This is a genomic window from Polaromonas sp. Polasp52 (assembly GCF_059491565.1).
In genome coordinates this window covers 2120380-2146912 of the sequence record NZ_CP168513.1, presented here as the reverse complement: position 1 = coordinate 2146912, position 26533 = coordinate 2120380, and the positions used below count along the sequence as shown (strand labels likewise).

The 26533-nt window shown below is 61.8% G+C and carries 32 protein-coding genes and 1 riboswitch; of the genes, 21 read left to right on the top strand and 11 right to left on the bottom strand.

All coding sequences use genetic code 11. The annotated features are described in order from the left end of the window. The first annotated feature begins 161 nt into the window (after window positions 1-161). The 14 genes from fusA to ACEN9P_RS09960 all read left to right on the top strand — a co-directional run bounded on the left by fusA (window position 162) and on the right by ACEN9P_RS09960 (window position 9812). Window positions 162-2264, top strand: coding sequence for an elongation factor G (gene fusA / locus ACEN9P_RS10025; protein ID WP_413330606.1), 2103 nt, complete (start codon window positions 162-164; stop codon window positions 2262-2264). A gap of 147 nt (window positions 2265-2411) precedes the next feature. Next, on the top strand, window positions 2412-3602 hold the full coding sequence (gene tuf, locus ACEN9P_RS10020; RefSeq protein ID WP_036840184.1) for an elongation factor Tu: 1191 nt from the start codon (window positions 2412-2414) through the stop codon (window positions 3600-3602). Window positions 3603-3626: 24 nt separating this feature from the next. Further along, window positions 3627-3941, top strand: a complete 315-nt coding sequence (gene rpsJ, locus ACEN9P_RS10015) for a 30S ribosomal protein S10 (protein ID WP_068836214.1) — start codon at window positions 3627-3629, stop codon at window positions 3939-3941. 217 nt (window positions 3942-4158) lie between these two features. Further along, window positions 4159-4842: a 50S ribosomal protein L3 gene (gene rplC / locus ACEN9P_RS10010; protein WP_007866493.1), complete on the top strand. Its 684-nt coding sequence runs from the start codon at window positions 4159-4161 to the stop codon at window positions 4840-4842. Then, complete coding sequence (rplD, locus tag ACEN9P_RS10005) at window positions 4842-5462, top strand: 50S ribosomal protein L4 (protein ID WP_007866495.1); 621 nt, start codon at window positions 4842-4844, stop codon at window positions 5460-5462. The genes rplC and rplD overlap by 1 nt, the downstream gene beginning before the upstream one ends. Then, window positions 5459-5794 (top strand): 50S ribosomal protein L23, encoded by a 336-nt coding sequence (gene rplW, locus ACEN9P_RS10000; protein ID WP_007866498.1) that lies wholly within the window; start codon window positions 5459-5461, stop codon window positions 5792-5794. The genes rplD and rplW overlap by 4 nt, the downstream gene beginning before the upstream one ends. Beyond that, complete coding sequence (rplB, locus tag ACEN9P_RS09995) at window positions 5794-6618, top strand: 50S ribosomal protein L2 (RefSeq protein WP_074578631.1); 825 nt, start codon at window positions 5794-5796, stop codon at window positions 6616-6618. Before rplW ends, rplB begins: the two co-directional genes overlap by 1 nt. A 9-nt stretch (window positions 6619-6627) precedes the next feature. After that, on the top strand, window positions 6628-6906 hold the full coding sequence (gene rpsS, locus ACEN9P_RS09990; RefSeq protein WP_007866503.1) for a 30S ribosomal protein S19: 279 nt from the start codon (window positions 6628-6630) through the stop codon (window positions 6904-6906). Window positions 6907-6915: 9 nt separating this feature from the next. Continuing rightward, entirely contained in the window at window positions 6916-7245 is a 330-nt protein-coding gene (gene rplV, locus ACEN9P_RS09985; RefSeq protein WP_007866508.1) for a 50S ribosomal protein L22, read from the top strand. 12 nt (window positions 7246-7257) lie between these two features. Then, window positions 7258-8163: a 30S ribosomal protein S3 gene (gene rpsC, locus ACEN9P_RS09980; RefSeq protein ID WP_007866518.1), complete on the top strand. Its 906-nt coding sequence runs from the start codon at window positions 7258-7260 to the stop codon at window positions 8161-8163. A 24-nt stretch (window positions 8164-8187) separates the two neighbouring features. Further along, window positions 8188-8604: a 50S ribosomal protein L16 gene (gene rplP, locus ACEN9P_RS09975; protein WP_007866520.1), complete on the top strand. Its 417-nt coding sequence runs from the start codon at window positions 8188-8190 to the stop codon at window positions 8602-8604. Between the two features lie 12 nt (window positions 8605-8616). Beyond that, window positions 8617-8826 carry a 50S ribosomal protein L29 gene (gene rpmC / locus ACEN9P_RS09970; protein WP_007866523.1) on the top strand — a complete coding sequence of 70 codons (210 nt, stop codon included), beginning with the start codon at window positions 8617-8619 and terminating at the stop codon, window positions 8824-8826. Then, window positions 8823-9092 (top strand): 30S ribosomal protein S17, encoded by a 270-nt coding sequence (rpsQ, locus tag ACEN9P_RS09965; protein ID WP_007866526.1) that lies wholly within the window; start codon window positions 8823-8825, stop codon window positions 9090-9092. The genes rpmC and rpsQ overlap by 4 nt, the downstream gene beginning before the upstream one ends. Window positions 9093-9305: 213 nt before the next feature. Beyond that, window positions 9306-9812: a peroxiredoxin gene (locus ACEN9P_RS09960; RefSeq protein ID WP_007866529.1), complete on the top strand. Its 507-nt coding sequence runs from the start codon at window positions 9306-9308 to the stop codon at window positions 9810-9812. A gap of 75 nt (window positions 9813-9887) precedes the next feature. Here the strand turns inward: ACEN9P_RS09960 and ACEN9P_RS09955 are convergent, their stop codons facing one another. Continuing rightward, window positions 9888-10376 carry a GNAT family N-acetyltransferase gene (locus ACEN9P_RS09955; RefSeq protein ID WP_477663918.1) on the bottom strand — a complete coding sequence of 163 codons (489 nt, stop codon included), beginning with the start codon at window positions 10374-10376 and terminating at the stop codon, window positions 9888-9890. A 91-nt stretch (window positions 10377-10467) separates the two neighbouring features. Beyond that, window positions 10468-11154 carry a cytochrome b/b6 domain-containing protein gene (locus ACEN9P_RS09950; protein ID WP_477663917.1) on the bottom strand — a complete coding sequence of 229 codons (687 nt, stop codon included), beginning with the start codon at window positions 11152-11154 and terminating at the stop codon, window positions 10468-10470. 201 nt (window positions 11155-11355) lie between these two features. Between ACEN9P_RS09950 and ACEN9P_RS09945 the strand changes: the two genes are divergently transcribed. Next, window positions 11356-11811 carry a c-type cytochrome gene (locus ACEN9P_RS09945; protein WP_477663916.1) on the top strand — a complete coding sequence of 152 codons (456 nt, stop codon included), beginning with the start codon at window positions 11356-11358 and terminating at the stop codon, window positions 11809-11811. Window positions 11812-11967: 156 nt separating this feature from the next. On the opposite strand, the gene ACEN9P_RS09940 is transcribed toward ACEN9P_RS09945, so the two are convergent. After that, window positions 11968-12483 carry a TlpA disulfide reductase family protein gene (locus ACEN9P_RS09940; protein WP_477713839.1) on the bottom strand — a complete coding sequence of 172 codons (516 nt, stop codon included), beginning with the start codon at window positions 12481-12483 and terminating at the stop codon, window positions 11968-11970. Between the two features lie 13 nt (window positions 12484-12496). Between ACEN9P_RS09940 and ACEN9P_RS09935 the strand changes: the two genes are divergently transcribed. The 3 genes from ACEN9P_RS09935 to ACEN9P_RS09925 all read left to right on the top strand — a co-directional run bounded on the left by ACEN9P_RS09935 (window position 12497) and on the right by ACEN9P_RS09925 (window position 17277). Next, a complete protein-coding gene (locus ACEN9P_RS09935; protein ID WP_477663915.1) occupies window positions 12497-13210 on the top strand; it encodes a DUF4197 domain-containing protein in 714 nt (237 codons plus the stop codon). Between the two features lie 318 nt (window positions 13211-13528). Beyond that, window positions 13529-14449 (top strand): cytochrome-c peroxidase, encoded by a 921-nt coding sequence (locus ACEN9P_RS09930; protein WP_495621858.1) that lies wholly within the window; start codon window positions 13529-13531, stop codon window positions 14447-14449. Then, window positions 14446-17277 carry a DAHL domain-containing protein gene (locus tag ACEN9P_RS09925; RefSeq protein ID WP_477663913.1) on the top strand — a complete coding sequence of 944 codons (2832 nt, stop codon included), beginning with the start codon at window positions 14446-14448 and terminating at the stop codon, window positions 17275-17277. Before ACEN9P_RS09930 ends, ACEN9P_RS09925 begins: the two co-directional genes overlap by 4 nt. 225 nt (window positions 17278-17502) lie before the next feature. On the opposite strand, the gene phnD is transcribed toward ACEN9P_RS09925, so the two are convergent. The 8 genes from phnD to ACEN9P_RS09885 all read right to left on the bottom strand — a co-directional run bounded on the left by phnD (window position 17503) and on the right by ACEN9P_RS09885 (window position 24245). Further along, the gene (gene phnD, locus ACEN9P_RS09920; RefSeq protein ID WP_495621857.1) at window positions 17503-18462 is read right to left on the bottom strand and encodes a phosphate/phosphite/phosphonate ABC transporter substrate-binding protein; all 960 of its coding nucleotides are present in this window, start codon (window positions 18460-18462) and stop codon (window positions 17503-17505) included. Between the two features lie 214 nt (window positions 18463-18676). Then, a complete protein-coding gene (locus tag ACEN9P_RS09915; protein ID WP_477663922.1) occupies window positions 18677-19192 on the bottom strand; it encodes a DinB family protein in 516 nt (171 codons plus the stop codon). Window positions 19193-19206: 14 nt separating this feature from the next. After that, a complete protein-coding gene (locus tag ACEN9P_RS09910; protein WP_477663911.1) occupies window positions 19207-19416 on the bottom strand; it encodes a DUF1737 domain-containing protein in 210 nt (69 codons plus the stop codon). Between the two features lie 70 nt (window positions 19417-19486). Continuing rightward, window positions 19487-20800 (bottom strand): D-amino acid dehydrogenase, encoded by a 1314-nt coding sequence (locus ACEN9P_RS09905; protein ID WP_495621856.1) that lies wholly within the window; start codon window positions 20798-20800, stop codon window positions 19487-19489. A 108-nt stretch (window positions 20801-20908) separates the two neighbouring features. Next, window positions 20909-21018, bottom strand: a riboswitch (glycine riboswitch). Between the two features lie 194 nt (window positions 21019-21212). Continuing rightward, window positions 21213-21746, bottom strand: coding sequence for a GrpB family protein (locus tag ACEN9P_RS09900; protein WP_495621855.1), 534 nt, complete (start codon window positions 21744-21746; stop codon window positions 21213-21215). 22 nt (window positions 21747-21768) lie between these two features. Then, a complete protein-coding gene (locus ACEN9P_RS09895) occupies window positions 21769-22251 on the bottom strand; it encodes a thioredoxin fold domain-containing protein (RefSeq protein WP_495621854.1) in 483 nt (160 codons plus the stop codon). After that, window positions 22248-22982: an alpha/beta fold hydrolase gene (locus tag ACEN9P_RS09890; protein ID WP_495621853.1), complete on the bottom strand. Its 735-nt coding sequence runs from the start codon at window positions 22980-22982 to the stop codon at window positions 22248-22250. Before ACEN9P_RS09890 ends, ACEN9P_RS09895 begins: the two co-directional genes overlap by 4 nt. Before the next feature lie 30 nt (window positions 22983-23012). After that, complete coding sequence (locus ACEN9P_RS09885; protein WP_495621852.1) at window positions 23013-24245, bottom strand: CaiB/BaiF CoA transferase family protein; 1233 nt, start codon at window positions 24243-24245, stop codon at window positions 23013-23015. Window positions 24246-24522: 277 nt separating this feature from the next. On the opposite strand from ACEN9P_RS09885, the gene ACEN9P_RS09880 reads away from it, so the two are divergent. From ACEN9P_RS09880 to ACEN9P_RS09870, 3 genes are all read left to right on the top strand, one after another. Continuing rightward, complete coding sequence (locus tag ACEN9P_RS09880) at window positions 24523-24972, top strand: GIY-YIG nuclease family protein (RefSeq protein WP_495621851.1); 450 nt, start codon at window positions 24523-24525, stop codon at window positions 24970-24972. 60 nt (window positions 24973-25032) lie between these two features. After that, window positions 25033-25503, top strand: coding sequence for a GIY-YIG nuclease family protein (locus ACEN9P_RS09875; RefSeq protein WP_495621850.1), 471 nt, complete (start codon window positions 25033-25035; stop codon window positions 25501-25503). 114 nt (window positions 25504-25617) lie between these two features. Beyond that, window positions 25618-26361 (top strand): hypothetical protein, encoded by a 744-nt coding sequence (locus ACEN9P_RS09870; RefSeq protein ID WP_495621849.1) that lies wholly within the window; start codon window positions 25618-25620, stop codon window positions 26359-26361. Window positions 26362-26533 lie beyond the last annotated feature (172 nt).

Below are 26533 nucleotides of genomic sequence, written 5' to 3'. Positions count from 1 at the left end.
GCCACCTTGATCGCCGGCGGTTCAGCCCCAGTTTCTGCCAGCCGGGTGTCGTGCACAACATGATTCCCTGCAGGCAGACGCGTAGAAGAAATGAAGGATGTCCGGGTGCCGGGCAGTCTTTCAACGAGTCTTTGTTCGTAACCCCGAACTGAAAGTAATTTATGTCCCGCGCTACCCCCATTCAAAACTACCGCAACATTGGTATCTCCGCGCACATCGACGCCGGCAAGACCACCACCACCGAGCGGATCCTTTTTTACACCGGCGTGAACCACAAGATTGGTGAAGTGCACGACGGCGCAGCGACCATGGACTGGATGGAGCAGGAGCAGGAGCGTGGCATCACGATTACCTCCGCCGCCACCACCTGCTTCTGGCGCGGCATGGACACGTCCCTGCCCGAGCACCGCATCAACATCATCGACACCCCGGGCCACGTGGACTTCACCATCGAGGTGGAGCGTTCCATGCGCGTGCTTGACGGCGCCTGCATGGTGTACTGCGCCGTGGGCGGCGTTCAGCCCCAGTCCGAAACCGTCTGGCGCCAGGCCAACAAGTACAAGGTTCCCCGCCTTGCGTTCGTCAACAAGATGGACCGCACCGGCGCGAACTTCTTCAAGGTCGTTGAGCAGATGAAGCTGCGCCTGAAGGCCAGCCCCGTGCCCATGGTGATCCCCATCGGCGCCGAAGAAAACTTCACCGGCGTGGTTGACCTGATCAAGATGAAGGCCATCATCTGGGACGAAGCGTCCCAGGGCATGAAATTCACCTACAGCGAGATTCCCGCTGAGCTGGTGGCGACCGCCAAGGAATGGCGCGAGAAGATGGTCGAGGCTGCTGCCGAGGCGTCTGAAGAGTTCATGAACAAGTACCTCGAAGAAGGCGACCTGACCGAAGACGAAATCAAGCTGGGCATCCGCACGCGCACCATCGCCAGCGAAATCCAGCCGATGTACTGCGGCTCCGCCTTCAAGAACAAGGGTGTGCAGCGCATGCTGGACGCCGTGATCGAGTTCATGCCTTCGCCCGTGGACATTCCACCCGTGAGCGGCACCGACGAAGACGAAGCGCCCGTGTTTCGCAAGGCCGACGACGAAGAAAAATTCTCCGCATTGGCCTTCAAGCTGATGACCGACCCGTTCGTGGGCCAGCTGACCTTTGTGCGCGTGTATTCCGGCGTCCTGAAAAAGGGCGACAGCGTCTACAACCCGGTCAAGGGCAAAAAAGAGCGTATCGGCCGTATCGTGCAGATGCACGCCAACAACCGTGAAGAAGTCAGCGAAATCCGCGCCGGCGACATCGCCGCCTGCGTGGGCCTCAAGGACGTGACCACCGGCGAAACGCTGTGCGATCCCGATGCCATCGTCATGCTCGAGCGCATGGTCTTCCCCGAGCCCGTGATTGCACAGGCCGTGGAACCCAAGACCAAGGCCGACCAGGAAAAAATGGGCATCGCCCTGCAGCGTCTGGCGCAGGAAGATCCTTCTTTCCGCGTCAAGACCGACGAAGAATCCGGCCAGACCATCATCGCCGGTATGGGCGAGTTGCACCTGGAAATCATTGTCGACCGCATGAAGCGCGAATTCGGCGTGGAAGCCAACGTGGGCAAACCCCAGGTGGCCTACCGCGAAACCATCCGTAAAACGGTGGAAGAAGCCGAAGGCAAGTTTGTGCGCCAGTCCGGCGGTAAGGGTCAGTACGGCCACGTTGTGCTCAAGATCGAACCCAACGAAGCCGGCAAGGGCATCGAGTTCGTCGACGCCATCAAGGGCGGTGTGGTTCCCCGTGAATTCATCCCCGCCGTGGAAAAGGGCATCAACGAAGCTGTCACGTCCGGCGTGCTGGCCGGCTACCCCGTGGTCGACGTCAAGGTCACGCTGCACTTCGGTTCGTACCACGACGTGGACTCGAACGAACTGGCCTTCAAGATGGCCGCCATCTTCGGCTTCAAGGAAGGCTGCAAGAAAGCCGGCCCGGTGATTCTGGAGCCGATGATGGCTGTGGAAGTCGAAACGCCTGAAGACTACGCCGGCAACGTGATGGGCGACCTGTCCTCACGCCGCGGCATGGTGCAGGGCATGGAAGACATGGTCGGTGGCGGTAAGGCCATCAAGGCCGAAGTGCCCCTGTCGGAAATGTTCGGTTATTCGACCACGCTGCGTTCGATGTCGCAGGGCCGTGCAACGTACTCCATGGAGTTCAAGCACTACTCTGAAGCTCCGCGCAACGTGTCGGAAGCCATCATGGCTGCCCGCGCCAAGTAAGAAAGTTCAGCTGCCGGTCCCGCGTGGGGCCGGCAGCTTTTTTCCTTGTCTGCGATTGTGTGCCGCTTTGTACCCGTGCGAAGCGAACCAGCAACACAGTGCAGACGTTAAACCGTACACGGGCATGTTCTTTATCTGGAGAGAAAAATGGCAAAAGGCAAATTTGAGCGGACCAAGCCGCACGTCAACGTAGGCACGATTGGCCACGTGGACCATGGCAAGACGACGCTGACGGCGGCGATTACGACGGTTCTGGCATCGAAGTTCGGCGGCGAAGCCAAGGGCTACGACCAAATTGACGCGGCACCGGAAGAAAAAGCGCGCGGCATCACGATCAACACCGCCCACGTCGAGTACGAAACGGCCAATCGCCACTACGCCCACGTGGACTGCCCAGGCCACGCCGACTATGTGAAGAACATGATCACCGGCGCCGCCCAGATGGACGGCGCTATCCTGGTGTGCTCGGCCGCTGACGGCCCCATGCCCCAGACCCGTGAGCACATCCTGCTGGCCCGCCAGGTGGGTGTTCCTTACATCATCGTGTTCCTGAACAAGTGCGACATGGTCGACGACGCCGAACTGCTCGAGCTCGTTGAAATGGAAGTGCGCGAACTGCTGGACAAGTACGACTTCCCCGGCGACAAGACCCCCATCATCCACGGCTCGGCCAAGCTGGCCATGGAAGGCGACAAGGGCGAACTCGGCGAAGGCGCGATCTTCAAGCTCGCCGAAGCCCTGGACACCTACATCCCCCTGCCAGAGCGCGCTGTTGACGGCGCCTTCCTGATGCCCGTGGAAGACGTGTTCTCGATCTCCGGCCGCGGCACCGTCGTGACCGGCCGTGTCGAGCGCGGTGTGATCAAGGTCGGCGAGGAAATCGAAATCGTCGGTATCAAGGACACGCAAAAGACCACCTGCACCGGCGTGGAAATGTTCCGCAAGCTGCTGGACCAGGGCCAGGCCGGCGACAACGTCGGTATCCTGCTGCGCGGCACCAAGCGCGAAGACGTCGAGCGCGGCCAGGTGCTGTGCAAGCCCGGCTCCATCAAGCCGCACACGCACTTCACCGGCGAGATCTACGTTCTGAGCAAGGACGAGGGCGGCCGCCACACGCCTTTCTTCAACAACTACCGTCCCCAGTTCTACTTCCGCACGACGGACGTGACCGGTGCGATCGAGTTGCCAGAAGGCAAGGAAATGGTCATGCCAGGCGACAACGTGTCGATCACCGTCAAGCTGATCAACCCGATCGCCATGGAAGAAGGCCTGCGCTTCGCCATCCGTGAAGGCGGCAAGACCGTCGGCGCCGGCGTCGTGGCCAAGATCATCGCGTAATTCTGAAAAAACCAAGGAATTACCATGGCCGCCAAGCAAAAAATCCGCATCCGTCTGAAGGCGTTTGATTACAAGCTGATCGACCAGTCGGCAGCTGAAATCGTTGACACCGCCAAGCGCACCGGCGCGATTGTCAAGGGCCCCGTGCCCCTGCCAACCCGCATGAAGCGTTTCGACATCCTGCGTTCGCCCCACGTCAACAAGACGAGCCGCGACCAGCTGGAAATCCGCACCCACCAGCGTCTGATGGACATCGTGGACCCCACGGACAAAACCGTGGACGCCCTGATGAAGCTCGACCTGCCGGCCGGCGTGGACGTCGAAATCAAGCTGCAGTAAGCGAAAAATCGGGGTTTCGGCCACAAGCCGGGCCCCAAATCGACAGGTTTTAGCCCAGGTTTGCCATTTTTGGCAGCCTGGGCTATACTCTTGGGCTGTCCATTGCATATTGGCTTTGTTGCCGGTATGGATTGGGCGGTTTTATTAACTGTCTTTCACATCAAAACGTCTGCGGCCAATTGAAGTCGCAGCGGTGAAAGTTACGAAAGAACACATCATGAGTCTGAGCAACTCCCTCGGGTTGCTGGGCCGCAAAGTTGGCATGATGCGTCTGTTCACGGATGATGGGGACACAGTTCCTGTCACCGTGGTGGATGTATCCAACAACCGCGTGACCCAGGTTAAAACCGAAGCAAATGACGGCTACGATGCCCTTCAAGTGGCATTTGGCGCACGCAAAGCATCGCGCGTGACCAAGCCGGCCGCCGGCCACCTTGCGAAAGCAGGCGTTGAAGCTGGTGAAATCCTGAAAGAATTCCGCGTGACGCCAGACGTCGCAGGCAAATACGCCGCCGGCACCGTTGTGCCCGCAGCCGACGTGTTTGCCGTGGGCCAGCTGGTGGACGTGCAAGGCACCTCCATCGGTAAAGGCTACGCCGGCACCATCAAGCGCCACAACATGAGCTCGCAGCGCGCGTCGCACGGTAACAGCCGTTCGCACAACGTTCCCGGCTCCATCGGTATGGCGCAGGATCCCGGCCGCGTGTTCCCCGGCAAACGCATGACGGGCCATCTGGGCGACGTCACCGTGACCACGCAAAACCTCAACATCGTGCGCATCGACGAAGCCCGTCAGCTGCTCATGATCCGCGGCGCTGTGCCTGGTTCCAAAGGTGGTTTTGTCACGGTTCGCGCCGCGATCAAGGCCAAGCCCGCCAACGCTGCTAAAGGAGCGAACTGATGCAGGTCGAACTCCTGAATGACCAAGGTCTGGCTTCGTCCAAAGTGGACGTGCCTGATACCGTGTTTGGTCGCGAATACAACGAAAGCCTGGTTCACCAGGTGGTCGTGGCCTTCCAGGCCAACGCCCGCCAAGGCACCCGTGCCCAGAAGGACCGTGAGCAGGTTCGTCACTCGACCAAGAAGCCTTTTAAACAAAAGGGCACCGGTCGCGCACGTGCCGGTATGACGTCTTCGCCCCTGTGGCGCGGCGGCGGTCGTATCTTCCCGAACATGCCTGACGAAAACTTCACGCAGAAGATCAACAAGAAGATGTACCGCGCCGGCATGGCGTCCATCCTCTCGCAGCTGGCCCGTGAAGGCCGCCTGGCTGTGGTTGACTCCCTGACCGTGGACTCGCCCAAGACCAAGGTCCTGGCCGACAAGTTCAAGGCCATGAACCTCAACTCGGTGCTGGTCATCGCTGATGAAGTTGATGAAAACCTGTACCTGGCTTCCCGCAACCTGGTGAACATCCTCGTGGTTGAGCCCCGCTACGCCGATCCGGTGTCGCTGGTCCACTACAAGAAGGTTCTGGTCACCAAGGCCGCCATGGACCAACTCAAGGAGATGTTCGCATGAGCGCCCGTAACCCATCTTCTCCAAAACTGAAATTCGACGAAGGCCGCCTGATGCAGGTCCTGGTCGCGCCCATCGTGTCCGAAAAGGCCACCATGATCGCCGACAAGACCAATGCGGTGACCTTCAAGGTGCTGCAGGATGCCACCAAATTTGAAATCAAGGCCGCCGTGCAGTTGATGTTCAAGGTGGACGTCCAGTCGGTCGCCGTTCTCAACATCAAGGGCAAGACCAAGCGCTTTGGCAAGTCCATCGGCCGCCGCGACAACGTTCGCAAGGCCTATGTGACGCTCAAGCCCGGTCAAGAGCTCAACCTCGGCGGGGAGACTGCGTAATGGCTGTCATTAAAATGAAACCCACCTCCCCCGGCATGCGCGGGATGGTGAAGATTTCCCGGGACCACCTGCACAAGGGTGAGCCTTACGCGCCGCTGCTGGAACCGCAATTCCAGAAGGCCGGCCGTAACAACAACGGGCACATCACGACGCGCCACAAGGGCGGCGGTCACAAGCACCACTACCGTGTGGTGGACTTCAAGCGCAACAAGGACGGCATTCCGGCCAAGGTCGAACGCATCGAGTACGACCCCAACCGTTCCGCCCACATTGCCCTGCTCTGCTACGCCGACGGCGAGCGCACCTACATCATCGCCCCCCGCGGCCTTGAAGTCGGCGCCACGCTGGTGAGCGGTTCGGAAGCGCCGATTCGCGCCGGCAACACGCTGCCCATCCGCAACATTCCCGTGGGTTCCACCATCCATTGCATCGAGATGCAAATCGGCAAGGGCGCGCAAATCGCCCGTTCCGCCGGCACCTCGGCAACGCTGCTGGCCCGCGAAGGTACCTACGCCCAGGTGCGTATGCGCTCCGGTGAAGTTCGCAAGATCCACATCGAGTGCCGCGCCACCATCGGTGAAGTCGCCAACGAAGAACACAGCCTGCGCCGCCTCGGCAAGGCCGGTGTGAAGCGCTGGATGGGTATTCGCCCGACCGTTCGCGGTGTGGTGATGAACCCGGTTGACCACCCGCACGGCGGTGGTGAAGGCAAGACCGGCGAAGGCCGCCATCCTGTCGACCCATGGGGTAACCTGACCAAGGGCTACCGCACCCGCAACAACAAGCGCACGCAAGTGATGATTGTTTCGCGTCGCAAGAAGTAAGGCTAACCCATGACACGTTCACTCAAAAAAGGTCCGTTTGTCGACCATCATTTGGTAGCAAAAGCCGACAAGGCCGTTACCAACAAGGACAAAAAGCCGATCAAGACCTGGTCGCGTCGCTCCATGATCCTGCCCGAGTTCATCGGCCTGACCATCGCCGTGCACAACGGCAAGCAGCACGTGCCTGTCTACATCACCGATCAAATGGTTGGCCACAAGCTGGGCGAGTTCGCACTCACCCGGACTTTCAAGGGTCATCCGGCTGATAAAAAAGTTGTGAGAAAGTAAGGAAAGACCATGGAAACACGTGCAACCCTCCGGGGCGTTCGTCTGTCGGTCGACAAAGGCCGTCTGGTCGCTGACCTGATCCGCGGCAAGAAAGTGGATCAAGCCCTCAACATCCTGAATTTCACGCAGAAAAAAGCTGCTGGAATCATCAAGAAGGTTGTTGAGTCCGCCATCGCCAACGCTGAACACAACGATGGTGCCGATATCGACGAACTGAAGGTGAAAACCATCTACGTCGAACAAGGCGCCACGCTCAAGCGTTTCTCCGCGCGCGCAAAAGGCCGCGGCAACAGCATCAGCAAACCCACGTGCCATGTGTACGTGGTGGTTGGCAACTAAAGGCAGCAGGATATGGGACAAAAAATCAACCCAACCGGGTTTCGCCTTGCAGTTAGCCGCAACTGGGCCAGCCGCTGGTACGCAAGCAACCGTGACTTCGCTGGCATGCTGGCCGAAGACATCAAGGTTCGCGAGTACCTCAAGGCCAAGCTCAAGAACGCAGCGGTTTCGCGCGTTCTGATCGAGCGCCCCGCCAAGAATGCCCGCATCACGATCTTCTCGGCACGTCCGGGCGTCGTGATCGGCAAAAAAGGCGAGGACATCGAGAACCTCAAGAAAGAACTGAGCCGCCAGCTGGGCGTGCCGGTCGCCGTGAACATCGAAGAAGTTCGCAAGCCTGAAATTGATGCCAAGCTCATCGCCGACAGCATCACGCAGCAGCTTGAAAAACGCATCATGTTCCGCCGTGCGATGAAGCGCGCCATGCAAAACGCCATGCGTCTGGGTGCCCTGGGCATCAAGATCATGTCGTCCGGCCGCCTCAACGGCATTGAAATCGCTCGCTGCGAGTGGTACCGCGAAGGCCGCGTGCCCCTTCATACCCTGCGCGCCGACATCGACTACGGCACCTCCGAAGCCAAGACCACCTATGGTGTGATCGGCGTCAAGGTCTGGGTCTACAAGGGCGACACGCTGGGCCGCAACGATGCGCCCGGCGCCAAGATGGTGGAAGTGCCTGACGAAGAACGCAAGCCGCGCGGCCCCCGCCGTGATGCGCGTCCTGGTGATCGTCCAGGCAGCGACCGTCCCGCTCCCCGTGGTGCCCGCGCACCGCGTGGCGCGACCAACACCGCCCCGGCGGATGGAAGCGACAAGCCGGCCGAAGCTACCCCTGGTAGCGAAGCCCCGAAAACCACCGTTAAGCGCGTCCGCAAAGCCGCGCCAGCTGCAGCAGCTGACGGTGCCAAGACCGAGTAATCGGTCTATTAACGGAGAATCAAAATGCTGCAACCCGCTCGCAGAAAATACCGCAAAGAGCAAAAAGGCCGCAACACCGGCGTCGCAACCCGGGGTTCCTCGGTTGCGTTCGGTGACTTCGGTCTCAAATGCACCGACCGTGGTCGCCTGACTGCTCGTCAAATTGAAGCCGCGCGCCGCGCGATTTCCCGTCACGTCAAACGTGGCGGCCGTATCTGGATCCGCGTCTTCCCGGACAAGCCGATTTCCCAAAAGCCCGCTGAAGTGCGTATGGGTAACGGTAAAGGTAATCCGGAGTACTACGTGGCTGAAATCCAGCCCGGCAAGATCGTCTTTGAAATCGTCGGTGTGCCTGAAGAGCTGGCCCGCGAAGCGTTCCGCCTGGCATCCGCCAAGCTGCCGCTGCGCACCACCTTCGTCAGCCGCATGATCGGCCAGTAAGGGGAAATGACAATGACCAAATCTACTGAACTGCGCCAAAAAGACGTTGCCGGCCTGAAAGCTGAAGTCAAAGAGCTGCAAAAAGCCCACTTTGGCCTGCGCATGCAAAAAGCCACGCAGCAACTGACCAACACTTCCACGCTGCGTTCCACGCGTCGCAGCATCGCTCGCGCCAAGACCATCCTGGCCGAAACCATCGTCAAGCAAGGAGCCAAAAAATGACGGAAGCTAAAAAATCCCTCAAGCGCACCTTGATCGGCAAGGTGGTGAGCGACAAGCGCGCCAAGACCGTGACGGTCCTGGTTGAGCGCCGTGTGAAGCACGAGCTCTACGGCAAGATCGTGTCCCTGTCCAGCAAGTACCACGCCCATGACGAAAAGGGCGAGTACCACACGGGCGACGTGATCGAGATCACCGAAAGCCGTCCGATCTCCAAGACCAAGAACTGGGTTGTGACCCGTCTGGTTGAAAAGGCTGCGATCGTTTAAGGCCCGGGTTTACCTGGGGCTGGCGTCAAGTCACTCTCTCAAAAACGGCTCACCTTGGTGGGCCGTTTTTGTTTGTGCCGATGTTTGCCACTTCCCCGAAGATGACCTTCAGAGGCGAGCCAGTTTCCGTACAGTGAGCGCACGCTTGCCGGCCTCGCACTACACTTCGAGGGTTGATTTCCAACCCCTTCATTATTCTCAGAGGAGCACACCATGATCAAAGTAGGCGACACCCTTCCGGCCACCACGCTGATGGAATTTTCCGAAGTCGAAGGCAACGGCTGCAGCATAGGCCCCAACCCGGTCGACGTGGCCAAGGCCTCGGCCGGCAAGACCATCGCCCTGTTTGCCTTGCCCGGCGCATTCACGCCCACCTGCTCGGCCAAGCACGTGCCCGGCTATGTGGAGAAATTCGCCGAGTTCAAGGCCGCCGGTGTCGATGAGATCTGGTGCCTGAGCGTCAACGACGCCTTTGTCATGGGCGCCTGGGCGCGCGACCAGAAGACCGGCGACAAGGTGCGCATGCTGGCCGACGGCAGCGCGGACTTCGCGAAAGCCGCGGGCCTGACGCTGGACCTGACGGCGCGCGGCATGGGCCTGCGCAGCAACCGTTACTCCATGCTGGTCAAGGACGGCAAGGTCGCCAGCCTCAATGTGGAAGGCCCCGGCAAGTTTGAAGTCAGCGATGCGGCCACGCTGCTGGCGCAAGCCAAGGGCTGAGCGCGGCGTCTTCGCCATGAAAAAAGCCACCGCGCGCAAGCCCGGTGGCTTTGTTGTTTCCGCCTCCGGAAAAACTTAAAGATCCACCTTGAGGTAATGCGCCCCGGCGATGGGGTTGTGATAGTAGGGCGGGATCTCGGCAAAGCCAAGCTCGGCATACAGTGCGCGCGCCGACTCCATGTCGTCCAGCGTGTCCAGCAGCACCGAGTGGTAGCCCGCCACACGCGCCGCGTCCAGGACGGCCTCCGCGAGCTGGCGGCCCAGGCCGAAGCGGCGAAAGGGCTTGCGCACATACAGGCGCTTCATCTCGCCGGCATTGGGATAGTCGACCGAGTCCAGCGCGCGCAGCGCGCAGCAACCCGCGACTTCACCGTCCACCAGCGCCAGCAGCAGCGCGCCTTCGGGTACATCGTATTCACCGGGTAGCTCGGCCAGTTCGGCCTCGAAGTTCTGGAAGCACAGGTCCACGCCCAGCTGCTGCGCATACTCGCGAAAGATCAGCCGCGTGGCGGCCAGCTCTTCGGGCGAGTCGGGTGTGATGAACTGGATGGAAGGACGCTGCACGGGGTCGGCGATGAAAAGTCGACAACCAGTTTAACGTGATTTGCCGCCATCGCCGGCCGGCGCAAGCCCGGCCCCGGCCTGCCGTGGAGTCTCAGAACGCCGGCGCCGCCAGCGTCGAAACCCAATAGGCCACGCCGGCGCACACCGCCAGGATCAGCACCGCGGCAACACGCGACACCGTGTCGTCGCGCGAGGGCGGCGCCTGCACCACCAGCTCCTTGTCACCGTGCAGCATGGCGCCCACCAGGTTGTGCTTGCGGCTCAGGTAAAAAACAATGGCCGCGATGTGCAGCACCACCAGCGCCAGCAGCACCCACTTGCCGATGTTCTTGTGGTAATTGGTCGTCAGGCTGACGGTGGCGTTGGAGACAAAGCGCGTCAGCGGGCCGGCAAAAGCGATCTCGTCGTCGCTGAGCAACCCCGTGCCGACCTGGGCCACCAGGAAACCCAGCATGGCGAACACCGACCCGGCGCCTATCGGGCTGTGGCCGATACCGTGCTCGGGCTTGCCCTGGCCCTTGAGGTAATTGATGACGCTTTGCGGCGCATAAATGAACGCACCAAAACGGGACCAGCGCCCGCCCACCAGACCCCAGACGATGCGAAACAGCAACAAGGCCAGCACCGTGTAGCCGAAGCGGAAGTGCCAGACCATGGCGTTGCCGCCCACGGTGCCGGTGATGGCCAAGCCTATCACGCAGGCCACCAGCGCCCAGTGGAAAACCCGCGTAGGCAGGTCCCACACACGCACCTTGTGAAGATTTTTATTGGTGTACACGCTCACTCCTCGTTCATGTGGGTTGTTTTATGCAAGGCATTGTCCGTAGCCGGCCCGCTGCAGGCTTGGTGCTTTCCCGTAGTGCATAAGTTCCTGCGGAACTTATCAGGCTTGGCTAAACTCAGCCACATGGCAGCAAGCCCAGCACGCTGCCATGGCCCGTCACCGACCATATCCTAAAAAAACCTCACGAGGAAAACCATGAAATTTTTCGCCAGCATCGCAGCGGCCGCCACCTTGGCGGCCATGGCCGCCCCGGCCTCCGCGCAGTTCGCCAAACCCGAAGACGCCATCAAATACCGCCAGAGCGCGCTGTTTGTCATGGCCCAGCATTTCGGCCGCGTCGGCGCCATGGCCAACGGCCGTGTTCCCTTCGACGCCAAAGTCGCTGCCGAGAACGCCGATATCGTGGCCGACATGGCCAAGCTCCCGTGGGCTGGTTTCGCACCCGGAACCGACAAGGGCGGCAACACCAAGGCCAAGCCCGAAATCTGGACCGAGCAGGCCAAGTTCAAGGAAGGCCATGAAAAGCTGGTCGCTGAAACCGCCAAGCTGGCCGCCGCCGCCAAAACCGGCAACCTCGACACGCTGAAGACCGCCTTTACCTCCACGGCCGGCACCTGCAAGGCCTGCCACGACGCGTACCGAAATCAGTAACACCCCCGTCGGACGCTCACTTCGTGTAGCGCCTTCCCCCTTGCAGGGGGCTGCGCCTGCGGCCTGGCAAAGCCAGCTCCGCGGCCCATGCTCGAAAGAGCAATAAAAAAGCCGGTTCGTTTGAACCGGCTTTTTTTGTTGGGAAATTCAATCGCTTCAGGTCTCGGCGAGCAGCTTCTCAATCAACTGGTGCAGCGCCGCAAAATCCGGCTCGCCCACATACTGCTTGACGATCTCGCCGCGCTTGTTCACCAGGTAGGTGGTCGGCGTGAGCTGCACATCGCCCCAGGCCTTGGCGACGGCGCCGGTGTTGTCGATGGCCACCTTGAAAGGCAGTTTGCGCGTTTCGGTGTAATTCACGACATAGCTGGGCGGGTCGTAGCTCATGGCCACGGCCAGGGTGTCGTAGCCCTGGCTCTGGTATTTGTTGTAGGTGGAAATGACCTTGGGCATCTCGGCCACGCAAGTCACGCAGCTGGTGGCCCAGAAGTTGACGAGGGTGACTTTGCCCTTCAGGTCGGCCGTGGTTTTTTTGCTGCCGTCCAGCAGCACAAAGGTCGACTCGGGCGCGGCCTGCGCACCGCTGCATCCGGGCAGGCTGGCGAAAGCCGCCAGCGCCAAAATACCGGCCAGCGCCATGCGGCATACTGTCCAGCTGGATGTCAATTTCATGGGAGACCTCATCATGCAACGTCGCAATTTTAACCAGGCCGGCGTCAGCGCGTTGGGCGCACTGATATTGGCCACTTACCACCAGGCCCAGGCGCTGTCGCTGGGGGACCTGTCCGGCATCAGCAACGCCGACGCCAGCGCCGGCCTCAAAACCGCCCTCGAAAAGGGCGCCATCGCAGCCGTCGCCCTGCTGGGCAAGACGGATGGATTCCTCGGAAACCCAAAAGTTCGCATTCCTTTGCCCGGTTACCTTGAAGATGCGTCGAAAATCCTGAAAACCATCGGCAAGAGCAAGCAGGTCGACGAGCTGGTCACCTCCATCAACCGCGCCGCCGAAGCGGCCGTGCCCATGGGCAAGGACCTGCTGGTCAATGCGGTGCGCACCATGAACGTGAACGATGCCAAGAACATCCTGACCGGCGGCGAAACCTCGGTCACCGCCTTTTTCGCGGAAAAAACGCGCGCGCCGCTGGGCGTCAAATTCCTGCCCGTGGTCACCAAGGCCACCGAAAAGGTCGGGCTGGCCAACAAGTACAACGAGTTTGCCGGCAAGGCCGCCGGTTTCGGCCTGGTCAAAAAAGAAGACGCCAACATCCAGCAATATGTCACCGGCAAGTCCCTGGACGGCCTCTACCTCATCATCGGCGAGGAAGAAAAGAAGATCCGCCAGGATCCGGTGGGCACCGGCAGCGCGATCCTCAAGAAGGTCTTCGGGTCAATGAAATAAAAAGTTCTAACGAACCGGGTGTGACGAAAGACTGAGCGGATCGGCGATTCCGGCTCTCCTCTATTTGGAGGAGGCGAAGCATTTCCTTACATAGTGTTGGTAAATGTGCCCACACGGGAAATGCCCTTGCGGCACGGCGGATAAACGTGCTCTGATTGAGACTGGTTGCAGTTAACGATCAGGAGGACAGCAGCCGTGCAAATAACAAAGTCGGTGTTGGCGTACGTCCGCGGGAGCAGGCACTGCATACGGCCTGCGAAGGCCGGTGCACACCTGGCCGCAGCGCGTCTTGCGGCACTGCTTCTAGCGGCTGCGGCTGTGTGGACGGCTCCCACCGCTATCGCCGCGCCCCTGCTCGACGAACCAATACAACCGGTTCCCCTGACGCTTAAACAGGACCCGGCCCGCGCGGACATCGGGCGCCAGCTGTTTCGTGACACCCGCCTGTCCGGCAACGGCCGCATCTCGTGCGCCAGCTGCCACGACATCAGCAAGGGCGGCGGCGACGGGCGCGACCGCTCGGTCGGCCTTCACGGCGGCCTCACCAGCGTCAATGCCCCGACCGTGCTCAATGCCGCGCTCAACTTCAAGCAATTCTGGAACGGCCGCGCCGAATCGCTCGAGTCGCAAGCCGACCACGTCATGCAGAACCCGGTCGAGATGGGCTCGCAATGGGCGGAGGTGGTCCAGAAGGTCTCGCAGGACCCCAAGTACAAGGCCGCGTTCGCCGCCTCCTACAAGGACGGCGTCACCAAAGCCAACATCCAGAATGCGATCGCCACTTTCGAGCGCACCTTGATCACGCCTAACTCGCGTTTTGACAAATACCTGCGCGGCGACGCCAACGCGATCACGGCCGCGGAGAAAGCCGGCTATGCGAAGTTCAAGCAGTATGGCTGCGTCGCCTGCCACCAGGGCGTGAATGTCGGCGGCAATATGTTCCAGAAGTTCGGCGTCATGGGCGACTACTTCGCCAAACGCGGCAACCCGACGGAAGCCGACCTGGGCCGCTACTTGGTCACCAAGGTGGAAAGCGACAAGCACGTCTTCAAGGTTCCCAGCCTGCGCAATATCGCGCTGACCGCACCTTACTTCCACGACGCCTCGGCAAAAACCCTGGACGAGGCCGTCGACATCATGTTCCGTTACCAGCTCGGCCGCGTCGCTTCCAAGGAAGACAAGGAGGCCATCATCCGCTTCCTCAACACACTCACCGGTGAACTGGATCCCAAACCGTGAAAAAAACGAATCGACTGGCCTGGGCGCCCATGGCGGCGGTTACCGCCGTGCTGCTGTCCATCCTGGTGTTTCTGTTCGCCAAGACCCAGAGCTTCGACGAGTCGCATTACTTTGAGGATATCGCCGTGCTGCGCCACCTCAAGCAGCTCGACGCGCAATGGGAACTGGACGTGCTCAAGTCCAGGATAGGCATCACCACGCACTACGACGCGCTGGCCGACAACCAGGGCGAGATGGCCCGGCTCATGGAACAACTGCAGTCGGAAACGGACGAGCATCACCACGATGCGCCCGGGCGGGCGGACAAGCTCGCGGCGCTGCAACGGGCCATCCAGGACAAGGCCCAGCTGATCGAGCAGTTCAAGTCGCACAACTCGGTGCTGCGCAACTCGCTGGCCTTTCTCCCCACCGCGGCGGAGGACGTCCAGCAGTCGCTCGGAACCGGCCGCGGCGCCGCGCAGCCGGCGTTCCAGCTGATTTCGGCCGGCGTGAGCAGGCTGCTGCTCGCAAGCATGCTGTACAGCCAGAGCCCGACCGGTGAGAAGGGCGCCGAAATACACGACGAGCTGGGCCGGCTGGATGGCACGCTGCACCTTGCGCCGCCGGGCATACGCGACAGGCTGGATATCTTTCGTGCGCATGTCCAGGCCATTTTGCGCGAGCAGAAAACCGTCAATGAGCTCCTCGCCGGCATTTCCGTGGCGCCCACCGGAAAGCTGCTTGATGACGCCAACGACGCCCTGACGGTCGAGCAGCAGCAGGCCGGCGTGGAGGGCGAGCGCTACGGCCGCTACCTGCTGATCTTCTCGGCGGTGCTGGTGGCGCTGCTGCTGTACGCCGCGGTCGACCTCCTGCGCAGCCACTCGACCATACGGCGCGTCAACGAGGAGCTCCAGGGCGCCAATGAAACCCTGGAGCAGCGCGTGCGGGAGCGCACCCTCGCGCTGCATGCCAGCGAAACCCAGCTGCACCTGATCACGGACACGGTGCCGGCCCTGATTGCCTATATCGACGCCGACCAGCGTTTCCAGTTTCACAACCTGGCGTATGAAGAACGCTTTGGCTTGAAGCGCGAGCAGATCCACGGCAAGACCATGCGGCAGATGATGGGGCACGAGCTCTACGAGAAAGAGCGCGGCAAGATCCAGGAAGCCCTGGCGGGCTACGCGGCGGAGTACGACCGCACCCAGGAAGCCGCCGACGGCCAGCTGCACGACTACGTCATGCAGTACTTCCCGCGCTATGGCGAGGGCGAGGATGAGGGCAAGGTGCTGGGCTTCTATTCGCTGGGCACCGACGTGACCGCGCTCAAGCGCGTCGACCGCATGAAGAGCGAGTTCGTCTCCACCGTCAGCCACGAGCTGCGCACGCCGCTGACCTCCATACGCGGTTCGCTGGGCCTGATCGTCGGCGGCGTCGCCGGGGAGCTGCCGCCCATGGCCAAAAATCTGGTCGGCATCGCCACCAGCAACTGCGAGCGGCTCATCCGGCTGATCAACGACATCCTCGACAGCGAAAAAATCGAATCCGGCAAGATGCGCTTTGACATGCAGGTCACGGAACTGGCGCCGCTGCTGGCCCAGGTCCTGGTGGCCAATGAAGGCTTCGCGGAGCAGCACAAGGTCAAGCTGGCGCTGGATGTCCAGGCCGAAGGGGTCATGGTCAGTGTCGACAGCGACCGGCTGACCCAGGCCGCCACCAACCTGATCTCCAACGCCGTGAAGTTCTCACCGGCGGATTCCTTTGTCTATATCAGGCTGCTGTGCAGCAACAGGCGGGTCCGGGTCGAGGTCGCCGACAGCGGCCCCGGCATCCCCGAGGAATTCCGCAAGCGCATCTTCCAGAAGTTCTCGCAGGCCGACACCTCCGACACCCGGCAAAAAGGCGGCACCGGCCTGGGCCTGAACATCTCGCGCGCCATCGTGGAGCGCATGGGCGGCAGCGTGGGCTTCACCTCGCAGACCGGCGTGGGAACGGTGTTTTATTTCGAACTGCCCGAAGCAGTGGCGCGGCCGGTGGAAGAGGCCAGCGTCGATGAAAGCAAAACCAAGGCCGGCTCACCGCCCAGGCCCTTGATCCTGGTCTGCGAGGACGACCCCGACATCGCCCACCTGATCAAGCTGATGCTCGACAAGGGCGGGTTCGATTCAGACATGGTCTACCGCGCCGCGCAGGCCATGGAGCAGGTGGTGAAACGGCCCTACGCCGCCATGACCGTCGACCTGGGCCTGCCGGACCTGGACGGCATCAGCCTGATCCGCAAGCTACGCCTGGAAGAGCGCACGCGCGAGCTGCCCATCGTCGTGGTGTCGGCCAACGCCGAAGCCGGCGAGCTCGAATTCAACAACCAGCCGCTGGCGGTGTCGACCTGGCTGGAAAAGCCCATCGACGAAAACAAGCTGATCCTCAGCCTGCAACGCGCCATCGCCAACATGGCCGAAGGCAGGCCGCGCATCCTGCATGTCGAGGACGACCTGGACATCCAGCGCATCGCCGCCACCATCGCCCAGGACTTCGCCACCTTCGAGTTCGCCGCCAGCCTGCGCGAAGCGCGCGAACAGCTGGGCAAACACCACTACGACCTGGTGCTGCTGGACCTCACGCTCAAGGACGGCTCGGGCTGGGAATTGCTGGACACCATAGAGGACCTCAACCCGGCGCCGCCAGTGGTCGTGTTCTCCGCGAGCGACGCGGTGGCCCTGGACAGCGACCGCGTGGAGGCCGTGCTGGTGAAGGCCCACACCTCCAACGACCAGCTGCTGCGCACCCTGCAGCGCGTGCTCGACGAAAGCCTGTGGGGGACGGTGCATCCGCCGTTGAGTGTTTAGCCCACCCCCGTCGGACGCTCACTTCGTGTAGCGCCTTCCCCCCTTCCAGGGGGCGGCGCCTGCGGTCTGGCAAAGCCAGTCCCGCGGCCCCTGCTGGGTTGCAGATTCAGGGTGTATTCAATGGGCACAGTCCGCCAGTGGGGGCCGAGGGTCCGGCTTCGCCGGCCCCAGGCGCCGCCCCCTTGAGGGGGGAACGGGCTACACGCAGTGAGCCCGGACGGGGTGCTACTTCTTCTGGCTTGAGCGGTAGACCTGCATCACCGTGGCGAAGTCGCGGTCGAAGTTGATCGGCAGGAAGGTGTCGTTGCCGGGCAGCTGCTTCTTCAGCGTAGCCGAGAAGCTGTAGTTGAACGAGCATTTCTTGACCCTGGCCTGCAGCTCGGGCGACACGTCCTTGTTCATGGTCCAGGTTTCCGTCATGAAGGGTGGGCTCTCCCAGATCGTGCGTATGCTCGATCCCTTGACGTCGCCCTTGACGACCATGCGCTGGTACAAATCGCTGGCCACGGCCGCGGCCGGAAAGAAGCCGTGCATCACGCCCGTCACCGAGCGCTCATGGCCGTTGGAGAACACCACCTCGTAGTCCTTGTCCGGCGTCAGGCCCAGGGCCGGGAACAGCGCGCGCGGCGCCAGGTTGCCCGAGTTGGAGGTCGGCGTGGTGTGGGCGATCTTCTTGCCGACCAGGTCCTTGGGTTCCCGGTAGGGGCTGTCGATGCGCGTGATCAGGATCAGTTTGTAGGAGTTGCGCTGGCCCGTGGCTTTGTTGCCCGGCACCGCGAAGGGCGGCGCCTGCCCGGCCGTCACCATTTGCGCGGCCAGCCCCGGGTTCACCTGCCCGATCTGGGCCTTGCCGGTCGAAAGAGCCTCGATCAGCTCTTTTTCGCCCAGGATGTCGACGTTGCTGGTGCGCTCCAGGGAATCGCCCTGGGCATTTTGCAGCTCCACATTGGCGCAGCGCGACAGGTGGCTGAAGTAGTCGCCCCACAAGGCCATGGTCTCGGTCTTGCCGTAGGTCTTGGGCATGGCCACCACCATTTTTTCGCGTGGGCCGGTGAATTTTTCCACCGCCGGCGCGGCCGTGGCCTTGGTTTTTTTCGAGGGCGGGGTTTCGGTTTGTGCCACGGCAGAAGCCAGAGCCAGCGCCGCACCCGACAGCACCGCCACATTACGCAATAAAACCATCATGTTGATCGCCCCTAGTCATTGATGAACCGCATCCCACGGCAAGCACGGCCGCAGGGCCGTGCACCCAGTGTGCGGCCAAACCAACTTTTACTTACAAAAAGACGGACGCAAAAGCGACAAGCAGCGGGAATACCCCGGGGTGATCCGTGGTTTTTTTGTCGAAAGAAGAGGGCGCCAAGGTAGCGCGCCAAGCGCCTTTTCTGATAAGTCGGCGTTACAAATCGCGGCCGGCGGTCGTGGCGCGCGACGCATCGATCTTGCCGAGCAGCCACTGCAGTCCGGCCAGGTGCTGCTGGTCGTGGCTGCACAGGTAGTGCACCAGGCTGCGCAAGGTCAGCGCGCCATAGCCTTCGAATTCGGCGGTGCGCTCCAGTGCCTCTGGCGTGACGCTCGCGAGAAGCTCCAGGGTCTTGGCGCGCGCCGCGCGAAAAGCCGCCAGGGCTTCCCGCGCGTCGGCTGTTGCGTAGCCGCGTTCGCGCTCCAGCGCATACCCGTCCAGCGATGCCAGCAGCGGGTTTGTCTCCGCCAGCGTGCGCTGTATGCGCACATGGTAGCCATCGATCTCTATGTCCCGCACATGGCAGACCTGGCCCAGCGCCGAGAAGGTCTCGCTGGGGATGCCGTCCCAGGACGAAGGTGTCCAGTTGCGGTGGCTTTCAGGAATGGCCGCGTAAAACAGCTCCAGCTGGCGCGGGAAATCCGCCATGGCCTGCAGGGTTGCCGGGTTCAGCGGCGCGGGAACGCTCATTGAGCGCTCCTGTGCGCCGAAGGCCAGAGCAGCGCCTGCGCCACGATGACACGCTCGCCGTTAAAGGTCGCCGCCGGCGAGCCGTAAAGCGTGTAACCGAGCGCGAGCGCTTCGCTGACCCGGTGGCAAAAACTCGCGTCATCCGGGCCGGTCAGCAGTCGGTAGATGGGAAGGCCGTCGGGCGGCATGTTCGTGGCTGATGTCATGGCGGCATGGGGCTGGTGAACGGAGGGCGATATTACCGTGTTCGCCCCCATGCTGCACAGGCGCCCGCCCTCAGGCTTTCGCCATGCCCGGCAATAGCATGCCGTGCCCCCGCGCCGGCATGCCGGTAAACGCAAAATCCACTTCCGGCACGCGCCCGCTCACGATGTCGGCAATCGCCGCGCCCGAGCCGCAGGCATGCGTCCAGCCCAGCGTGCCGTGGCCCGTGTTGAGGAACAGATTGGACGTTTTGCTTTTGCCGATGTAAGGCACGTTGCTGGGCGTGGCCGGGCGCAGGCCGGTCCAGAACTGCGCACCTTCACCGTCTGTCATCTCCGGGAAGAGCTGCTTCACGCGGCGGACGATGGCCTGGCAGCGCACCAGGTTCAGCTCGGTGTTGTAGCCGTTGAGCTCCGCCGTGCCCGCGATGCGCAGGCGATTGCCCAGGCGCGAGAACACCAGCTTGTACTCGTCGTCGGTCAGGCTCACCTGGTAAGAGGCCGCCGCGTTGATCACCGGCAGCGTCACCGAATAACCCTTGGCCGGGTAGATGCGCAGGCTTTGCCCCAGTTTTTTGGCCCAGGGCGCGCTGAAGGCGCCCAGGCACATCACATAGGCGTCGGCCTTCAGGGTCTCCACACGCCCGCCAGCTTCGCCGCTGCCTCGGGCGACCTGCACGCCGTCCAGTTGCCCGCCGCTGGCCTGCACATCGAGGATGGTGGTGTTGTAGAGAAACTTCACGCCCGCCTGCTCGCAGCGCGCGACCAGCGCGGTGGTAAAGGCCTGGGCATCGCCCGACTCGTCGCTGGGCGTCATGCTGCCGCCCACGATGCTGGCGCGGCACTGCGCCAGCGCGGGTTCTATGGCCACACACTCTTCGGCGGTTTTCATGTCCAGCTCGCAGCCGTGCTCACGCATGATGCGCGCCGGCTCCTGCGCGGCGTCGTACTCGGCCTGGCTGGTGTAGAAATGCAAAATGCCCTGGGTCTTCGCGTCGTACTGCAGGCCCAGTTCGGCCCTCAGTTTTTGCAGCGCGCCGCGGCTGTACATGCCCAGGTTCACGATCTGGCGGATGTTTTGCGCGGTGCGCGCCGGCGTGCAGTTGCGCAGAAACTCCAGGCCCCACAGCCACTGGTTCACATCGGCGCGCAGCCGGAACAACAGCGGCGCGTCCTCGCGCGCCAGCCACTGCAGCACCTTGAGCGGCGCGCCCGGGTTGGCCCAGGGCTCCGCATGGCTGACGGAAATCTGCCCGCCGTTGGCAAAACTGGTTTCCATCGCGGCCGCGCCGCGCCGTTCGATGACCGTGACTTCGTGTCCGCGCTGCGCCAGATACCAGGCCGTCGTGACCCCCGTGACACCCGCACCCAAAACCATGACTTTCATGGTGATTCCTTCTCAAGCAGAAATGGCAGTTGCGCAAGCGCCATGGCCTGGGGGTGCTTGAATCAAAAAAAGAATCATGGCAACCGCCAAGCCATCAGGTGCTTGCGGCCGCTTCCACTGTCCTTGTTACCTGAGAGATTCAGCCGCGGCTTACGCTTGGGGCTTTGCTCCTTCGGTGCGCCGCACCTTGCATGCGGCGTCTCTCCAGACGGCTGTGTGTTTCCGGGCAGTACGGGACCTGAGCGATTATGGAAGTTTGCGCCTTCGGTGGCTGCCTTGCGGCAGCGCTCTCCTGCTTGAACGGCTTGAATTTACCACCTAAGCCCTGTTCGCCAAGGGCCCAGGGGGCATTAGTACAGGTCCAGCGGGGTGATTTGGCGGCTTAATAGTAGCCAGGGTGCAGCCGGGGGCTTCAGCCTTCGCATACCGACCGCACAAAGGCCGCCTTGGCCTCGGTATAGGCCTCGCGGTCGGCCGGGTATTTGGCCGCCAGCTCGGCCTTGAGCGCCGCATAGTGCCAGGCCAGCGCGGCATCGGCGCGCAGCGCATCCCGAAATTGCAGGCGCTGCGCCCACACCGGGCCGCCGTGCACCACCAGGTGCAGGTGGTGGGTGCGGTGGCCGTCGGCCCAGCGCATCAGCCACTGGCGGTCGGCCAGCGTCGCGTTGAATTCGGCTGAGGTCGTATAACCCTGCGCGCACAGCGGCGCCACCAGCGCCCTGGCCGCCGCCATGGAGGCCACACCGCCCAGGATGTCTATCACCGGCTTGGCCGCCAGCCCCGGCACCGCCGTGCTGCCCATGTGCTCAATCGCCATGAAGTCGCCGGGAAAGAGCGCCAGCAGCCGTTCCCGCTCGGCCTCAAACATCGCGGGCCAGTGCGGGTCGTAGGCCCGCAGCGCCACCTCCTCGTGGATGGCGGCCTGCAGCGACTCAGCGTCCGTCATGGCCTTCCCCGCTTTAGCGCCTTCAGCGCAGCGCCACCACGGCCCGGCGCGCCAGCACCAGGCGCTCGTCCAGGTAGGCACCGTAAAAATCCGGAATCGCCGCGCCCACCAGCGGCTCGGCCAGCGCCTGCCCCTGCGGGCCCAGAAACAGCACCGTGGGCGTGAACGTCGCCTTGGCGGCCCGGGTCCAGGCGGCCGCCGTCGTGGGCTTGCCGTCAAAACCCGCCAGCGGCGTGCGGTTGTCGGTCACATTGAGCTGCCAGGCCTGAAGGCCGTTTTCCTGGCGCGCGGGCAGCAGGTAGTTGCGCCGCACCAGCTCGCAATACGGGCAGCCGGGCAGGGTGACCAGCAGCACCAGCGGCTCGCTGCGCGCGGCGGCCAGCCCGGCCGCCTCGGGCAGCGAAGCCGGCACGGGCAGGGCGCTGTCCTTGGCCTGGGCCTGCAGCGGCCAGGCCAGGCTGCCTGCCAGCGCGGCCGTGAAGCCGCGGCGGCCCACCGTCTTCATTCGGCGCACTCCAGCAGGATGCGCGCCAGCGCCGCGGGCTCGGTGACCATGGGGTCATGGCCGGTGGCCAGCTCCAGCACACGCGAATTCGGCAGCCAGGCACCGCCCCAGAATTGCGGGTCGCGCGCACGCAGCCGGCTGGGCGTGATGGTCGCCAGCGCCGGCGCGGTGCAGCTCACAAAAGTGCGCGGCACGGCCGCCACGCGCTGCACATCAAAATCCAGCGGCGCCTGGTAGGTGTTGCCCGGGTGCGGCGTCTGCCGGCGCTGCACCCAGTCGTGGTCGGCGCCGGCCAGGCCGTACACCTCGGGGTCGGGCGGCGGAAAGCTGAAGCAGGTCGAGGCCTGCGCCGCCACCATGCGCTTTTGCTGCGTGGCGGCATCGTGCGTGCTGCTCCAGCTTTCGCCCGGCTGCGGCAGCACCGCATCCACATAGACCAGGTGCTTGAGCCGTTCGCCCAGGCGATCCGCCACCGCCGTGCCTATCATCCCCGCGTAGGAATGCACGGCCAGCGTCACCTCGTGCAGCTCCTCGGCCTCGATCAGATTGATCACGTCGTTGATGTGGGTATCGAGGTTGATCGCGGGCGACAGCAGGTGCGCCCGCTCGCCCAGGCCCGTCAGCGTCACCGCAAAAGCCTTGTGGTGGTCCAGCTGCAAGACCTGCGCCACACGCCGCCAGCACCAGCCGCCATGCCATGCGCCATGCACCAGAACAAAATTGTGTTTCATTGCATCACCTCCTGCTTGGGGTTTGCCGCCTCAAATTGTCTTGCCGCCCTTTAGTTCGGACAGTTTCGCCTCGGAATAGTTCAGCAGCTCGCGCAGCACCTCATCTGTGTGCTGGCCCAGCAGCGGCGGCGGCAAATCGGTGCGCACCGGCGTCGCGCTCAGGCGAATGGGGCTGGAGACCAGCTTCAAGTCCTGCTTCACCGGATGCTGCCACTCGGTCACCATGCCGCGCGCCGCGATCTGCGGGTCGGCAAACACCTCGGCCAGGTTGTTGATCGCGCCGCAAGGCACTTTGGCCGCCTCCAGCGCCGCCAGCCAGTCGGCCTTGCCGCGCGTCTTCATCACGGCTTCCAGGATGGGCACCAGCTTGGCCCGATTCTGTACCCGGTTGCGGTTGGTGGCAAACAGCGGGTTGGTCGCGAGTTCGGGGATATTGGCCACCGCGCAGAACTTCGCATACTGCGAGTCATTGCCCACGGCCAGGATCAAATGGTCCTTGCTTCCGTCAGCCGCCGGCGCCACCTCAAACACCTGGTAGGGCACGATGTTCTGGTGCGCATTGCCGGCCCGGCCCGGCGCCTTGCCGCTGACCAGATAGTTGGCGCCCAGGTTGGCCAGCATGGCCACCTGCGTGTCCAGCAGCGCCATGTCCACCTGCTGGCCCCCGCCGGTTTTTTCGGCATGGCGCAGCGCGGCCAGGATGGCCACCGTCGCATACATGCCCGTCATCAAATCGGCCACCGCCACGCCCACCTTTTGCGGCCCGCCGCCCAGGTCGTCGCGCTCGCCCGTCACGCTCATGAGCCCGCCCATGCCCTGGATCGCGTAGTCATACCCCGCGCGCTCGGCATAAGGCCCGTTCTGCCCAAAACCCGTGACCGAGCAGTACACGATGCGCGGGTTGATGGCCTTGAGCGAGGCGTAATCCAGGCCGTAACGCGCCATGTCGCCGACCTTGAAGTTCTCGACAAACACGTCGCAATGCGCGGCCAGCTCACGCACCAGCGCCTGGCCCGCGGGCTGGGCAATGTCGCAGGTCACGGAGCGTTTGTTGCGGTTGGTGCCCAGGTAATAGGCCGCTTCGGTGTCCGCGCCATCGGCATCCTTCAAGAAGGGCGGCCCCCAGGTCCGCGTATCGTCGCCCGTGCCGGGCCGCTCGATCTTGATCACATCGGCCCCGAGGTCGGCCAAAGTCTGGGTGCACCAGGGGCCCGCGAGCACGCGGGAGAGGTCTAGGATGCGGATGCCGTCTAAAGAGTTCATGGGGGCATTTTGCCTTTAACGCTGAAAAATTCTTGATCGCGGTAAGTGAGACTCTCTTAGCTGCTCGCAAAAACAAATAAGAGCGGGTATGTGAGTAGATTGGTTGCGCCAATAGGGGACACACTCCTCTGATTAGGGGATGGTCCAAATTCGTCTCCGGCCTAGAATTTGCTGGCGAGCAGTTCAAGTTAGTCACTCGGTGTCCGGTCTCACGATAGGGTTTGCTGCACACATTGCGGCAGGTTGCATTTCACATCTCACAAGGCCTCCTAAATAAATGATCAATCCATCCCTTCTGTGGCGTAAGCCGCAGCCTCTTAGGTCGTATCCATATGCGCCGAATCTCGACCTCATTCCCAAGTCCCCAGGCGTTTACGTCTTCTATAGAAAGTATGGTTCGACTTTTCAGGTCTTCTATGTAGGTAAGGCGCTCAATCTCCGGTCTCGACTAAAAGGGCAGTTGAATAATCTCAAGCTTATGAACGGAATAAAGTACGCCTCAAACGGCGCTAGACATCTCGCATATGGCGAGATTGTTCTCAAACCTGGCCAGAAAGCTGCATCAGCTATCCGTGCGGCGGAAAAACTCTTAATTCGGCATTTTGTGGATGAAGGGCATGAGCTGATTAACATTCAAGGCGTCAAAATTCGTCTGCAAACATTGAAGAATGAGCGTCCTGTAGACCTTAAGAAGTTGATCCCAATTCGCATGCAGGTTGAAGCCTGATTTCGTAATCCATTAGAACCAAAGATAAGACGCTGCTCGCTAGCTTCACATTAAGCTCACATGCACCCGCCTACTCATATTGGCCCGGAAGGGCTCGACGAGTTCGCTGCAGAATGTGCGGGCGCCCTCCTGGGCGGGGAGCGGCACGAATTCAAGTGCCCGATCGGTTGCTCGCTCACGAATTGGCCTGTGTCGGAAATCAAGCGCGCAAATACGGCTCTCCTCGGAAGGCTCCGAGGTCGTGGAAATGTCTATGCTCTATATGTGAGGGCATCCAAAGACGAAGATTGGCTTCCCGTCTACGTTGGCCAGAGAAAGAGCATCAGTCTTCGGGAGCGCATCAGTCATCATTTAATTTCAAGGAACGAGCAGACCGGCTCGATGCTCGCCGCGGTACAAACTGCAGTTACAGCGGGGGAAAGCATTGCGATCTCTTTTATCAAGGTTCAGCCAGAGTCCTTGCGCCTGTATATCGAGGAGGCCATCATTGCTTCAAACAAGGCTAACTTGCCGTGGAACACGCACGCATGAACTCTAAGAGTTCGTTCGATACGGACTTCCAAGTACCCCTGTACGTTTCGCGCATGCTTCTCTCGGTCGCCGGTCAACTCCGACGTTAGGCGTCCGAGTGGAGCTGGCTATCTCATGCGTGATCGAAACTCCTCCGAGAAGCGAAACCTGTTCAAGCAGCGGCCTGAACTGATTCGTCGATTTGTGCGGATATTTATGATCCGCAAAGGGCGCGAGATTGGTCGAGCACTCGCACGACGATTGTCTAGACGGAAAATGAGGCGCACTGAACGCCTCCGCTTGAAGGCGCTAAACGGCGCCCTTGAAGCTTGCGGTCGCGAGGCCATGCGAGCTAGGCGAAATCGGCTCTCTGCTTCAGAAGCAGTGTTCAATCTCGCTTTATATTTCCTCGTCGCCGAACGTGATATTCAGACCGTAAAGATTGACGCTCTCACGCACTCAGATGCTTGGACTCGATCTCTTTGCGCACGCGTGATCCTGCTGACAATTCATGAGCTTGAGCTGGATAAGGCGGGCGGTAATCGATTACGGCAGGCGCTAGACGATACCGGCGTTAGCCCCGAGCTAAGGCAAGAAGTAACGGCAGCGCTCCGATTGATTAGAGCAGCGCAGCAGAAGGCTCAGAAGCAGTTCGCCAATCTTCGCCATTCGACGATTGCTCACCGTGACGCTGACGCATTAACTCAGTACCGAAAGATCACCGAGCTTGACAGTCTCGCCATTGTCCAGACCGCCGCTGAGTTCTATGCTGGTACGCACGCCTTCATGGCCGTTATGCCACGGCTGATCACGCATGTCGGCGGTATAGGCGGCGTGATCTCTCAGCTGATTCTGCAAAGCAAAGAATTCAACTCCTAATATCAGAGCCAATTTCGCCGTCGCGCAACCCGGCAATCGATAGAGCTTCGCCAAAGCTCGTCGAGAGTGAGTTTTTCATGTCAAATCTAAATTGCATAAGAGGGCGATTTAAAAATCTCGGAAAGGCCTGGAATGCATGCGTACAAAGGAGCTTTGTCACGCTGCGTCGAAT